Source organism: Psychroflexus aestuariivivens (assembly GCF_004010055.1).
GTDB lineage: Bacteria > Bacteroidota > Bacteroidia > Flavobacteriales > Flavobacteriaceae > Psychroflexus > Psychroflexus aestuariivivens.
Genome location: NZ_RQVT01000056.1, coordinates 60,378 through 75,016, shown reverse-complemented (window position 1 = coordinate 75,016; position 14,639 = coordinate 60,378). Strand labels below are relative to the sequence as shown.

At 35.1% G+C, this 14,639-nt stretch carries 9 protein-coding genes; all 9 read left to right on the top strand.

Annotated elements, in window-relative coordinates; all coding sequences use genetic code 11:
* Positions 1-76: 76 nt before the first annotated feature.
* The 9 genes from EIG86_RS11745 to EIG86_RS11705 all read left to right on the top strand — a co-directional run bounded on the left by EIG86_RS11745 (position 77) and on the right by EIG86_RS11705 (position 14,608).
* Positions 77-580 (top strand): DUF6913 domain-containing protein, encoded by a 504-nt coding sequence (locus tag EIG86_RS11745; protein WP_394342217.1) that lies wholly within the window; start codon positions 77-79, stop codon positions 578-580.
* Positions 580-1,461, top strand: a complete 882-nt coding sequence (dapA, locus tag EIG86_RS11740) for a 4-hydroxy-tetrahydrodipicolinate synthase (RefSeq protein WP_127846373.1) — start codon at positions 580-582, stop codon at positions 1,459-1,461. Before EIG86_RS11745 ends, dapA begins: the two co-directional genes overlap by 1 nt.
* 64 nt (positions 1,462-1,525) lie before the next feature.
* The gene (locus tag EIG86_RS11735) at positions 1,526-2,344 is read left to right on the top strand and encodes an outer membrane protein assembly factor BamD (RefSeq protein ID WP_127846372.1); all 819 of its coding nucleotides are present in this window, start codon (positions 1,526-1,528) and stop codon (positions 2,342-2,344) included.
* The gene (locus EIG86_RS11730) at positions 2,341-2,679 is read left to right on the top strand and encodes a DNA-directed RNA polymerase subunit omega (protein WP_127846371.1); all 339 of its coding nucleotides are present in this window, start codon (positions 2,341-2,343) and stop codon (positions 2,677-2,679) included. Before EIG86_RS11735 ends, EIG86_RS11730 begins: the two co-directional genes overlap by 4 nt.
* A 3-nt stretch (positions 2,680-2,682) precedes the next feature.
* Positions 2,683-3,882: a bifunctional phosphopantothenoylcysteine decarboxylase/phosphopantothenate--cysteine ligase CoaBC gene (gene coaBC, locus EIG86_RS11725; protein ID WP_127846370.1), complete on the top strand. Its 1,200-nt coding sequence runs from the start codon at positions 2,683-2,685 to the stop codon at positions 3,880-3,882.
* Positions 3,883-3,886: 4 nt separating this feature from the next.
* Positions 3,887-4,777, top strand: a complete 891-nt coding sequence (porD, locus tag EIG86_RS11720; protein WP_127846369.1) for a type IX secretion system protein PorD — start codon at positions 3,887-3,889, stop codon at positions 4,775-4,777.
* 61 nt (positions 4,778-4,838) lie between these two features.
* Positions 4,839-6,491 (top strand): DNA repair protein RecN, encoded by a 1,653-nt coding sequence (gene recN / locus EIG86_RS11715; protein ID WP_127846368.1) that lies wholly within the window; start codon positions 4,839-4,841, stop codon positions 6,489-6,491.
* 39 nt (positions 6,492-6,530) lie between these two features.
* Positions 6,531-7,343, top strand: coding sequence for an enoyl-ACP reductase FabI (locus tag EIG86_RS11710; protein WP_127846367.1), 813 nt, complete (start codon positions 6,531-6,533; stop codon positions 7,341-7,343).
* A gap of 167 nt (positions 7,344-7,510) precedes the next feature.
* Positions 7,511-14,608 (top strand): fibronectin type III domain-containing protein, encoded by a 7,098-nt coding sequence (locus tag EIG86_RS11705; protein WP_127846366.1) that lies wholly within the window; start codon positions 7,511-7,513, stop codon positions 14,606-14,608.
* Positions 14,609-14,639 lie beyond the last annotated feature (31 nt).

Here is a 14,639-nt window from a genome sequence, read left to right as displayed (position 1 = left end):
AGTTCGGTGGCCTCTGCCGAACTTTTTCCTTTTATTGTAGCTAAAAATATTACTTTTGATTTTTAAACTTTAAACATTGCTGGAATCTATTAAAACTTACTTTTTAAACAGAAAATTGAATTCATATTTGAAGTCAAGGAGAAAGTTCAATATTAATTCAAATTCAGTTGGGGTGCTTTACAATGCCGATCAGTCTGACAAATATCAGATTATGCAACAATTGGAGAAAAGCTTTCAATTTAAGCCAAATCAAGTTTATTTTTTAGGATTTAGTCAGCATCGTTTTGATAAAGTTGAAAAGCCAGCAGATGTTTTCATTGCTAAAGATTTCTCCCTTTTCGGTGAAATAAAATCAGATAATATTCAGAAATTTGTTAAGGAGGAATTTAAATTTTTATTCAACTATTTCAAGGCAGAGCAATTGTATTTAGATTTGGTCTCTGTTCAAACTCAGGCAGAGTTGAGTATAGGATTTCATGATTCAAATATAAAGTTGAATGATTTGATGATTTCAACAAACTTGGAAAATCCTGATTTTTTCAAAGAAAGTTCAAACTACATAACAAAAATAAAAAGATAATGAGAGATTCATTTATAGGAACCGGAGTGGCTTTAGCTACCCCATTTACAAAAACGAAAGAAATTGATGTTGAAGCTTTGAAAAAGTTAGTTCATTTTCAAATTGATAATGGCATAGATTATATTGTAGTTTTAGGTACTACCGCAGAAAGTGCTACTTTGACTAAGGCAGAAAAGAAATTGGCTAAAGATACCATCATAACAGAGAATGCAGGCCGTTTACCATTGGTTTTAGGACTTGGCGGAAACGATACCAAACAACTTGTTGAAGATATTCAGAATGAAGATTTAGAAGGTTTTGATGCACTTTTATCTGTAACTCCATTTTATAATAAACCTACTCAAAATGGACTTTACAAGCATTTTGAAGCAGTTTCAAAAGCATCACCTTTGCCGATTATTCTGTATAATGTACCAGGAAGAACGGGTGTGAATATGTCGCCGGTTACAGTAACGCGTTTAGCAAATGATTTCAAAAATATTATCGGCATCAAAGAAGCAGCAGGAGATTTGGTACAAGCCATGCAAATGATTAAAGATACGCCAGAAAATTTTTTAGTGATTTCTGGAGACGATATGATTACTTTGCCAATGGTTTTAGCAGGTGGCTCTGGTGTGATCTCGGTTATGGCAGAAGGGTTTCCAAAATCTTTTTCCCAAATGGTGAAATTCGGTTTGGAGCGAAATGTTGAAAAGGCTTTTAATTTACATTATAAACTTATGGATGGCATTGATTTGATATTTAAAGAGGGTAATCCTGCTGGAATCAAAGCGGTTTTTGAACTCAAAAAAATAGCCACTTCAGAAGTTAGACTTCCTTTGGTTGAAGCTTCAAAAGACTTGAAATCTGAATTATCTCATTTCATCGAACAAATGAAATAACCAACATTTTTCAACGTTTTTATATTCGGGTATTTATCCTTAATTTTGCAAAATATTTTAGTCTATGAAACAATTGCTTTTACTTTTCTCAATTGCCATTTTGCTAGCTTCGTGTAGCGAGTATCAAAAAGTGCTCAAGGAAAAGGAAATTTCGCCAAAATATGAAATGGCGAAAACAATGTATGAAAAAGGTATGGAAACCGGTAGGAACAAATACTACCGTAAAGCAATTCGTTTATTCGATCAGATTTTGCCGCAATATAAAGGTAAACCATCAGGACAAACTTTGTCTTATATGAATGCCAACTCGCATTATCAATTAGGAGATTTTTATTTGTCTGGATTTTTGTTTGAACGTTTTACAAAATCTTATCCAGATAGCGAAAAAGCAGAAGAGGCTTTTTTCAAAAGTGCCAAAAGTTATTATGAAGTTTCACCAATCTATAGTAAAGACCAAGCCGATACAAAAACGGCTTTAGGAAAACTTCAATTTTACGTTGATACTTATGAAGATGGCGAGTATTTTGAAGAAGCCAATGCAATGATTCAGGAGTTGAGTGTGAAAATTGAAAAGAAATATTACGAAATCGCCAAGCAATATCACCATACTGAACGATATAAAGCTGCGATTCAGGCTTTTGAAAATTTTATTTTGGATTATCCTGGTTCAAAATTCAGAGAAAAAGCCTATTTCTACAAATTTGAATCGGCTTATCTTTTGGCAATCAACAGTATTAGTGAATTAGTGCCTGAGCGACTTGAAGAGGCTAGAATTTTTTACGAAGACTATTTGAAATATTACAGTGAAGGCGAGCTTTATGACCAAGCAAAAATTTACGCCTTAGATATAGAAGAACGTTTACAAAATCAAGATGAATTATGAATTCAAACATTAAAAATACCAACGCTCCAATTAGTACAACAACCATTAACAAAAACAAAGTTGATGCACCAACAAATAATATTTACGAAGCGATTTCAATTGTATCCAAAAGATCCAATCAAATCAATTCTGAAATGAAAAAAGAATTGTTGGAGAAATTAGATGAATTTGCTACTTACAACGAAAATCTTGATGAAGTTTTCGAAAACAAAGAACAAATCGAAGTCTCTAAATTCTATGAAAGATTACCAAAACCACATTCTATAGCAATGGAAGAGTGGTTGGATGACAAAATCTATTATAGAAACACCAAAGAGAACACAGAAGAAGCTTAAGACATGAGTATTCTAAGCGGCAAACATATCCTTCTTGGAGTTACTGGTGGAATTGCCGCTTATAAAACTGCTTTCTTGGTCAGGCTTTTTAAAAAAGCAGGTGCCGAGGTCAAAGTTATAATGACTAAGGAAGCTGAAGAATTTGTTACGCCATTAACTTTGTCAACACTTTCAGAAAATCCAGTTTTGTCTTCGCTTACTGATGAAGAAAAAAATTGGAACAATCATGTTGAATTGGGTTTATGGGCAGACTTCATGTTGATCGCTCCAGTCACAGCAAACACATTATCCAAAATGGCATCTGGCAACGCTGACAATTTGTTGCTTACAACTTATTTGTCTGCAAAGTGTCCTGTATATTTTGCTCCTGCTATGGACTTGGATATGTATAAGCATAAGAGCACAAAAGCAAGCATCAATACGTTGGTAAATTATGGCAATAAATTTATCAAACCTGGATCTGGAGAACTGGCAAGTGGTTTAGTAGGTGAAGGCAGAATGGCAGAACCAGAGGAAATCGTCCAATTTTTGGAGAAAGATGTTTTATCGCAATTACCACTTTATGGTCAGTCAGTCATGATTACCGCTGGTCCAACTTACGAAGCTATAGATCCAGTTAGATTTATCGGAAATCATTCTAGTGGAAAAATGGGTTTTGCATTGGCAGAAACTGCTTTAAAACTTGGTGCCGAAGTTATTTTAATCAGTGGTCCAACAAATTTAAAGTTGGTCAATTCAAATTTAAAATTAATTGCAGTACAAAGTGCTCAAGAAATGTTTGAAGCTGCTAAATCTTATTTTGAAAATGTTGACATTGCTATAGCTTCAGCAGCGGTTTCGGATTATCGACCAAAACAGCAATTTGATGACAAAATAAAAAAGAAAACAGAATTACTAACTTTAGAATTAGAGCCAACACCAGATATATTAAAGTATTTAGGATCCCAAAAAAATAATCAAATTTTAATCGGTTTTGCTTTGGAAACTTCAAATGAAATTGAAAATGCAAAATCTAAATTAGAAAGAAAGAATTTAGACTTTATTGTTTTAAATTCGCTCAAAGACAAAGGTGCAGGATTCAAAACAGATACCAATAGAATACGAATTATAACAAAAGATGATATTTTGCGTTTTGATATCAAATCTAAAACGGAGGTTGCAGCGGATATTTTTGATCAAATTCTAAAAATGAATTCAAAATAAAACTATGAAATTTATTTTTACATTTCTAATTGGTATTGGCATTGTGCTTTCTTTCTCTGCTCAGGAGCTAAATGCAGAAGTCGTCGTTGACGCTCAACAAACAGGGCGTTCTCAACTTTCTATTTTTAAAACTTTAGAACAATCCGTGGATGAGTTTATTAATAATACCAGTTGGACTTCTCAAAATTTAAAAGAACATCAAAAAATTAAATGTAGTTTTTTTATCATTATTCAAAACTATGATTCAGACCAATTTCAGGCATCAATTCAAGTGCGCTCATCTAGACCTGTTTTTGGTTCCACAATGACTACACCTGTTATGAATATTAACGATGGTGATTTTAGCTTCAAATATCGTGAATTTGAACCTCTAAACTATAGTACGAATTCCTTCAGCTCCAATTTGGTTTCAACAATTAGTTTTTATGTTTACACGATGTTGGGTCTTGATGCTGATACATTTTCAGAACTTGGTGGAGATTCTTATTTTGAAGAAGCCCGACAAATCGTAAATGCTGCCAGCCAGCGTGGTGGTCCTGGTTGGAAAGATTCGGGAAGTTCACAAAGTCGGTATTCTATAAATCGTGACTTGTTATCTCAAAATTTTGTAAATTTTAGAAAAGGACTTTATGTCTACCATAGACAAGGTCTGGATATGATGTATGAAGATGTAGATACTGGCAAACAAAATATTTTGTCGGCTGTAGATTTGATTTCAGAAAATGCAAAAAATCGCCCTAATTCAGCATTGATTAGAACTTTCTTTGATGCTAAAGCAGACGAAATAATGAAAGTCTTAAATGGCGGTCCAGAATTAGAAATTTCTTCAACTCTGAGCACATTGAATCAAGTCGCGCCTGTTCATAGCCGAACTTGGCGAATGATTGAAAATTAATTTCACATATTCACTTAATATTTATTAGCTTAGCATTCGGAATTTTTTCAATCAATAATTTGTGCTAACAGCTTTAGGAATAAAAAATTACGCTTTAATAGAAGATATCAGTTTAGACTTAACTGAAAACTTTTCAATAATTACTGGAGAAACCGGCGCTGGAAAATCTATTATTCTAGGTGCTTTATCCTTACTTCTTGGCAAGCGTGCCGATTTGAATGCTATTCGTGATTCAGAAAAAAAATGTGTGATAGAAGGTCACTTTCTGATTGCTGAATACGGTTTGAAATCACTTTTCGAATCTAATGATTTAGACTACGAAGATGAAACCATTATTCGTCGAGAAATATTACCTTCCGGAAAATCACGTGCTTTTGTCAATGACTCGCCAGTAAAATTAAGCAATCTGAGCACGGTAGGAAACCATTTGATTGACATTCACAGTCAACATGAAACGCTTTCTGTAGGAAGCACAAATTACCAATATCGAATTTTGGATATTGTGGCGCAGAATGCAGACATTTCCAAAGAATATCAAGCCAATTTCAAAAAATTTCAAGTTTTAAAACAAGAATTTGAAACCTTAAAAATTCAGCAACAAAAAGCAGATGAAGCTTATGATTATAATCTTTTTTTGCTCACTGAACTAGAAGAAGCAAAGCTGAAACCTGGCATTCAAGAAGACTGGGAATCTACACAAAATAAACTTAGTCACGTTGAAGAACTGCAAGAGCGCATCGGTACAAGTGTGAATTTATTTGAAGATGAATCTATTGGCATTATTACACAGTTGCGAGAGGCGAATCAAAATTTTCAAAAAGTATTTCAGTTGGATTCTAGTTTCAAAGATTTATCTGAACGCATTTCTAGTGTGCTGATAGAAATGGAAGATATTTCACAAGAAACCCAAAATGAATTTGAAGAACTTGAAGTTAATCCTGTTTTGCTTGAAGACATCAATTCTAAATTGGAAAACCTTTATAATCTTCAGAAGAAACATCACGTTGACAATATTGAGAATCTAATTGAAATTCAATCTGAATTAGAAGAAAAAGTAAGTCTTAAACAAAATGCAGAAGCTGAACTAAAGAAATTTGAAAAAGCTATTTCAGAACAAAAGTCGAAATTAGAATCTATTGCAAAAGAACTTTATAAGAGTCGTAAAAACACTACCAAAATTATAAAAACTTCAGTTGAAAACATGCTGGCTGATTTAGGAATAGAAGATGCGCAATTAAAGATTGAGAGTGAATTTACTGGTGAATTTGCTGCTAGAGGCGCAGATCATTTTCAATGGTTGTTTTCAGCAAATAAGGGCAATGCTTTACAAGACATCAAAAAAGTAGCATCAGGTGGAGAATTGTCACGAATTACTTTAGCTATTAAAAGTTTGTTAGCGCAATACGACAATTTACCAACAATTGTATTTGATGAAATTGACACTGGTGTTTCTGGAGACGTGGCTAATAAAATGGGATTAATTATGCAAGATATGGCAAAATCAATGCAAGTTATTTCGATTACCCATTTGCCACAAATTGCGGCAAAAGGAGAGAAGCACTTCAAGGTTTTTAAAACAACAGTCAATCAGAAAACACAATCCAACATCAAAGTTTTATCGAAAGAAGAACGACTTCAGGAGTTAGCAGAAATGCTTGGTGGCGATAAAACTTCAGATTCAGCAATGGCACATGCCGCTTCTTTGTTAAAATGATTAACTTTACATAATATTCATAATTAAAATTAAAATCAAATGTCATATAATTTATTAAAAGGAAAACGAGGAATTATTTTCGGTGCTTTAGATGAAAATTCTATCGCATGGAAAACTGCAGAACGTGCTCATGAAGAAGGCGCGAGTTTTGTGTTGACCAATGCACCTGTAGCATTACGTATGGGAACGATCAATAAATTGGCAGAACAAACCAATTCTGAGGTTATTCCTGCTGATGCGACCAAAGTTGAAGATTTAGAAAACTTAGTTGAGAAGGCTCAAGAAATATTAGGAGGGAAAATTGATTTTGTATTACATTCTATTGGGATGTCTGTAAATGTAAGAAAAGGCAAACATTACACCGACCAAAATTATGATTGGACGCATAAAGGTTTAGATATTTCTGCGATGTCTTTTCATAAAGTAATGCAAGTGCTTCATAAGAAAGAAGCTATGAATGAATGGGGAAGTATTGTAGCACTAACTTATATGGCAGCCCAACGCGTATTTCCAGATTATAATGATATGGCAGACAATAAGGCATATTTAGAATCTGTTGCTAGAAGTTTTGGTTATTTCTTTGGAAAAGACAAGAAAGTAAGAGTCAATACAATTTCCCAATCTCCAACACCAACATCTGCAGGGCAAGGCGTCAAAGGTTTTACTGGATTCATGAATTATGCAGATAAAATGTCACCTTTAGGAAATGCGACAGCATTGGAGTGCGCAGACTATACGATTACTTTATTTTCAGATTTAACTAAAAAAGTAACGCTTCAGAATTTATTCCACGATGGTGGCTTTTCTAATATGGGCGTTAGTCAGGAAGTCATAGAAGCTATGGAAGATTAGCGAAATTGATTTTAACATAAATTAATTTAAAGCCTTGTTCTTAGAATAAGGCTTTGTTTTTTTTATATTAAAAATGCGTTAATATTTAGTTGTGAATTTGTTTTTTATTTCAATTTGGTTTTCTATTTTTACTTTCAATTATTAAAACATAATTTAAATAAGTTATTATGAGACAAAAATTACTATTTTATTTGATAATTCTGCTAGGAAGTTGGCATCTGTCAGCTCAGGATTATTGTGTTGATGGCGGACCGTCAAATGATTTTGATACAAACCTAGAATCTGTTGATTTGGTAGGTGAAAATGATGTTATTTCTTTTACTGGTTGCAATGGAACTGGTACTGGAGGAGGAATTACAGGTGTTGAAGATGTGACGTCATCACAAACTGCAGATTTAGTTGCTGGTAATACCTACACAGTTGATGTTTTATTTGGTACTTGTGGAGGAAATTGGGCAAGTATTGGTGAGGCTTGGATTGATTTTGATTCAGATGCTATTTTTGAAAGTGGAGAATCTATTGGAGATGCTTCAGGAACTCCGCCTTACCCTATGTCAAACTTTACATTTACAGTGCCAAGTGATGCTGTTAATGGTTCTACAAGAATGAGAATAATGCAAAGAGAAGGCGGTAGCATACCTTTGGATCCTTGTGCTAGTTTTACTTATGGTTCTGTTACAGATTTTGAAATTGTAATTAGTGGAGGTGTTGATATAACTTGCCCGCAGCCGTTTGGTTTAGAGTTGGTTGAAACTTTTGCAGAAACTGCCGATTTTACTTGGGACGAAGTTAGTGAAGCAACAGATGGTTATCTTTGGGAAGTTTATGTTACAGGAGATGATCCAGAAGTTGATTTACCCGTGGTTACTGGCTCTGCTTCAACCAATGCAGCTAATGTAACTGGTTTAACTGAATTAACTGATTACGACTTTTATGTGCAAGCAGATTGCGGTGATACAGACGGAACAAGTGTTTTGGTTGGACCTGAATCCTTTTCTACAACACCTTTTTGTATTGCACCAAATACATTTGAATTTAATAATTTAGAATCTACATCTGTAGACTTGTCTTGGTCAGCTGTGCCTAATGCTTCAGATGGATATGAGTGGATAGTTATGAATTCAGGAGATGATCCTGAAACAGATACACCTGTACAATCAGGAACAGAAAGTGAAACCACAACTTTAGTTTTAGTAACAGGTTTAAGTTCTGCCACAGATTACGAAGCTTATATTACAAGTGATTGTGGAGCAGGTGGTTTAAGTGAAATATCAGCGCCACTTCTATTTACAACGCCTTGTGACACTTTTGTAGCTCCTTTTGAAGAAGATTTTGCTTCTGATTCAACACCTAATTGTTGGTCTGAAACAGGTGATGCTGCATGGGAATACAGTACAGGAGCTGGATATGCTGCTTCAGATGTTGATGATAATACAGTCGGTGGAGGTACCAACTTTGCTTGGATGGATGGTTCTGATAATGGTGATGGAGAGGTGTCTTCATTACTGACACCTTTTATTGATGTGTCATCCTTGTCTAATCCTGCTTTGCAGTTTTTTGCTTTTAGTAATAATACGGACGATGCTGCTATAAATATATTAGAAGTTGAATTTTACGATGGTGCAGCTTGGAATACTTTGCTTACTCAAGATTCTTTACTAGGAGAAGATTGGGTGAGATTTATTCTTGATTTAGGAAGTTATACCATTACAGGTGATGTGCAGTTTAGATTCACTGTGACAGGTCAAGCTAATGGTGGCTTTGCTTATTACAATGATATCTTATTAGATGATATTAGTGTAGATGAAGTTCCAACATGTTTTCCAATTTCTAATTTAGATTTTTCAAATATTTCAGAAAATGGCGCAGATTTAACATGGGATAGTGGTTCAGATGAGACAGAATGGGAAATTGTGTACGGTGAACCAGGTTTTGATCCTGAAACAGAAGGAGAAACTGTTGTAGATGATGATGGATCTCCAAGCTTTACAGTTACAACTATGGATCCTGCTACGACTTACCAAGTGTATGTTAGGTCTTCTTGTGGAAGCGGTGATTTTGGAGATTTTGGTAGTTCAGTAACTTTTACAACTGAATGTGTTGCTTTTGCAGCTCCTTTTTATGAGAATTTTGAAAATAGTGGAGAAATTCCAAACTGTTGGACTATGTCAGGCGGCGAAGATTGGATTTTTAGTAATGATCCAAGTGGCGAGCATATAGGCGATAATGGAACTGTTAATAATTCAACTTTATCTGGCGGATATTTTGCATGGATAGATGATTCTGGATCAGATGACCCTAGTATATTGACTTCACCAGAAATTGATATTTCAAGTATTACTAATCCAGAACTTACGTTTTACCAAATAAGTGATAATGAAGGAAATGCTAGTGCAACTTTAGATGTTGAATTCTACGATGGTGCTGCTTGGACTAATGTTGGAACTTATAATACCAATACAAATGATTGGGAGCAAAGGGTAGTTGACCTAGATAATTTGAGCATTACAGGCAATGTAAGGGTGAGATTTACGATTACAGGATCAAGTAGTTTTTACGATGATATTGCTATAGATGATGTTAGAATTGATGAGGTCTTAAATTGTGATGCACCAGAAAATGTTGTAGCAAGTAATGTATTAACTAATAGTGTTGATTTATCTTGGGATGATAATCCAGATGCAACAAATGGTTATATTTGGGAGGTTTATCTAAATGGGGTTAATCCAACAACAAATTCACCTGAATTTACTGGAACAGTGCCAGCAGGAACAACTTCAGAAACAATTAGTGGACTAAATTCTTCTACAACTTATCAAGCATATTTGATTTCTGACTGTGATGCAGATGGACAAAGTTTTGTGTCTTCTTCGGTTACTTTTACGACGGAGTGTGATGTTTTCGTCGCTCCTTTCTATGAGGATTTTGAGTCTAATGGAGATAATTTACCAGATTGTTGGTCTAGAGCAGGGAATACTGATGAAGAATGGGTATTTACTGATCCTCCTGGTTCAGGTTATGTTGGTTCAGGTGGCACGTTAAATGGAAATTCAGAAAGTGACGGTGGACTTGCTTGGGTAGATGATTCCACACCACATGCTATAGATACAAGATTGGAAACTCCATTGATTGATGTTTCAAGTTTAAGCGTTCCTCAAGTATCTTTCTACCGCATTAGTGATAACGAAGGTAATTCTAACGTTGACTTTAGAGTAGAAGTTTGGGATGGTGCTGCCTGGAGTGAAGTTTACTTTAGTAATCAAAATACAGTGAACGAAGAGTGGGAATTAATAGAGGTGCCACTAAATAATATTACTATTACAGGTGATATTAAAGTTGCTTTTATCATTGATGAAAACAATGGTACTGACTTTTATGATGATGTTGCTATTGATGATGTAAGAGTAGATGAAGCGCCAACTTGTTTGAAACCATCAAACCTTACTGCTACTAATGTTGGTGATACGTCTTTTGATTTAGCTTGGGCTAATCAAGATGATGCTGTAAACGGTTTTACATACTATGTGTTTGCAGCGGGAGATGACCCAGAAAACGATACTCCTCTATTTACAGATGTCGTTAGTGCTGGTACTTTCTCAACTACAATTTCAGGACTTTCCGCTTCTATAGAATATGAAATTTACATTGAAGCAGATTGTGATACAGCAGGCTTGAGTGATTTGTCTAATCCATTATCTGTTACAACTGCAGGTTGTCCTGTTGAGGATCAATGTGAGTATACTTTCATTTTGACTGATACATGGGGTGACGGTTGGAACGGTAATACAATGGATATTATCCAAGATGGAGTGACTATCGCTACAGTTGGAAGTGACTTTGGAACAGGAGATGAGCAGATAGAAATAGTTACATTATGTGATGGTGCAAACTTTGAATTGTATTGGAATTCAGGTGGCTCTTTCGCTGGAGAGGTAGGTGTTGAAGTTTATGATTTTGCACTTAATAATGTTTACACAATGACACCAGGTTCAGAATCAGCCGATTCTTCACTGTTTACAGGTAATGTTGATTGTACACCAGCTACTTGTCCAGCACCAGAAAATATCACATTAGATAATTTAACATCTACAGAAGCTGATTTCTCTTGGGATGCTGTAGCTGAAGCTACAAATGGTTATCAATGGTTATTATTTGATTCAGGTGCTAACCCAGATACAGATACTGCAGTAGAATCTGGTACTGTTACGACTGAAAACGTTACAGTAGATAGTGGACTTGTTATAGGAGATGAATATGATTTCTATGTACAAGCAGATTGTGATGCAGACGGCTTGAGTTCTTTAGGATTTGTTATTCCAACAACTTTTGAAGTTCCATGTCAAACTTTTATAGCACCTTATATTGAAGATTTTGCTGATAATTCAATACCAGCATGTTGGAGTGAAAATGGAGATGATTCATGGGATTTTAGTACGACTGCTGGCTACGCAGCAACAGATGTAGAAGACCATACAATGGGCGGTGGTACTAATTATGCTTGGTTAGATGGTTCAGGAAACGCAGATGGCGATGTTACTTCTTTGTTAACACCTATGGTTGATGTGTCAACGCTTAGTGTGCCAACTTTAGAATTCTTTGTTTTTAGTAATAATACTGATGATGCTGCGATTAATATTCTTGAAGTGGAATTTTATGATGGGGCAAACTGGAATACAGTTTTACTTCAGGATACTTTATTGGGAAGTGACTGGGCTGGTTTCTTGGTTAATCTTACTCAATTTAATATTACAGGAGATGTGCAAGCAAGATTTACTGTGACTGGAAATGCTAATGGTGGATCTACTTTCTATAATGATATTTTAATTGATGATGTTGGTTTTATAGAAGCGCCATCTTGCTTCCCACCATCTAATGTTTCAGAGTCAAATATTACAAATAACTCTGTAGATCTAAGTTGGGATGCTGGTGCTGATGAAACTCAATGGGAAATTATTTATGGGGAGCCAGGTTTCGATCCTTTAACTGAAGGTTCTACAGAATTAGATGATGATGGAACTCCTGGTTACACATTGTCTGGTTTAAACTCAGGTACAACGTACCAGTTATATGTGAGGTCTTTCTGTGGAACAGATGATGTAAGTACTTTTGCTGCTCCGGTTACTATTACAACAGAATGCGATACTTTTGTAGCTCCTTTCTACGAGGACTTTGAATCAAATGGAGACGAAGTGCCAAACTGTTGGTCTAGAGCTGGAAATGCTAATGAGGAATGGGTGTTTACTGATCCTCCTGCATTTAGTTATGTTGGTTCAGGTGGTACGTTAAATGGAAATTCTGAAAGTGATGGTGGACTTGCTTGGGTAGATGATTCTGATCCGCATGCCATAGACACTAGACTAGAAACCCCATTCATTGATGTATCTGCTTTAACAGTTCCTCAGTTATCATTTTACCTGATAAGTGACAATGAAGGTAATACTAATGTTGACTTTAGAGTTGAAATTTGGGATGGTGCAGCTTGGAATGAAGTGTTCTTTAGTAATCAAAATACTGCTGATAATGCTTGGGAAGAAATTATTGTATTGTTTGATGATTTAACTATTACTGATGATATAAAAGTCGCCTTTATAGTTGATGAAAATAATGGCACAGATTTCTATGACGATGTCGCAATTGATGACGTGAGAGTGATGGAAGCACCAACTTGTCCTAAGCCAAATGATGTTGTAGTTCAAAATGTTCAAACTAATGATGCAGAAGTAACTTGGACTCCAGCTGTAACTACACAAACTGAATTTGATATTGAAGTTGTTGAAGTTGGAAATACGGCTTCTGGAACACCAACTTATGAGAATGTTACAGAAAATCCATTTGTGATTACAGGTTTAGATTCTGAAACTAGCTATGTAGTTTTTGTTAGAGCTGATTGTGGTCCTGGTGATGAAAGTCTCTGGGTTGAATCTGATGAGTTTACAACTCAAATAGAACCTGTTGTAGTATTCCCAGGAGAAATGTATCAAGATGATTATTGTTACGGAAACAACGAATTTAAAGAATGGTTGTTTTTATCTTCTGACGGAAGTCCATTAACAATTTCATTTAACTCTGGAACTGTTGAATTTGACAATAACAGCGCTATTGACTTCTTTACTATTTATGACGGCTCAAATGATGAAGGTGCAGTGTTGTATGATTCAGATGTTGATGGTGGTGATTTAACAGGTGTTGAGTTGACAGCATCCTCTGGTAGCATGTACATTACTTTAGTTTCTGATATTTACGCATCTTGTCAAGGTGGTCAAGGAGATGATCAACAAGAAGCTTTAGACTTCAATGTTTATATTGATACTGAGCCAAATGGATTTGCTTCAGTGCAAATTATTCATAATTCGCCTGATCCAGCGGCAAACATGGTAGACATTTACCTTTACAGTACATTGTTGGTCGATGATTTAGAATTTAGACATGCTACTGAGTTTGTAGATATACCAGCAGATCAAGAAATTGTGATTGGTGTTGCGCCTGCAAATAGTGAGTCGGTTAATGACGTTATTTATACAATGACAAACACTTTATCGATAGATGAAAATTATGTTGCTGTCGCAAACGGAGTATTAGATCCAACTCAATTTGATTCCTCTATCAACACTATTGATTTTGGTATTGATGTTTATTCTGGAGCAAGACAAATGGCAGATAATCCTGAGAATACAGATATTCTTGTTCATCACGGTGCGCCTGATGCTCCAGCTGTAAATGTTGAAGAAACTGAAATTCCAGCTGGTGAAATAATCAGTAATATTAGTTATACTGAATTTCAAGGTTACTTAGAGTTAGAGCCTTTGGCTTATCAACTCCAAGTTGAAACTGTTGATGGTACAGTAGTTGGTGCTTATGAGGCTTTATTAGGAACCCTAGGTTTAGAAGGTCAGGCAGTTACTGTTGTAGCTAGTGGTTTTGTGGATTCTGCGAATAATCAAAACGGTCCTGAATTTGGTCTTTGGGTAGCCACTTCAAACGGTGGACTAATGCTTCAGTTGACAGAAGTACCGGTTTCAGCTAGAGATTTCAACAATTCAGACTTTACATATTATCCTAATCCTGTCAGTGATATGTTGAATATTAAAACTTCATTTATTGTTGATGAAATTGAAGTATTCAATATGATAGGTCAAAAGGTTATAAATCTTAAGCCAGGAGTTGAGAATCCAGCTTTAGACTTACAACGTCTTCAATCTGGTGCTTATATGGTTAAAATTAAATCAAATGAGCAGACTCAAACCTTTAAGATTATTAAGGAATAATTTAAAATAATTTAACTTTAAATTAAACTCC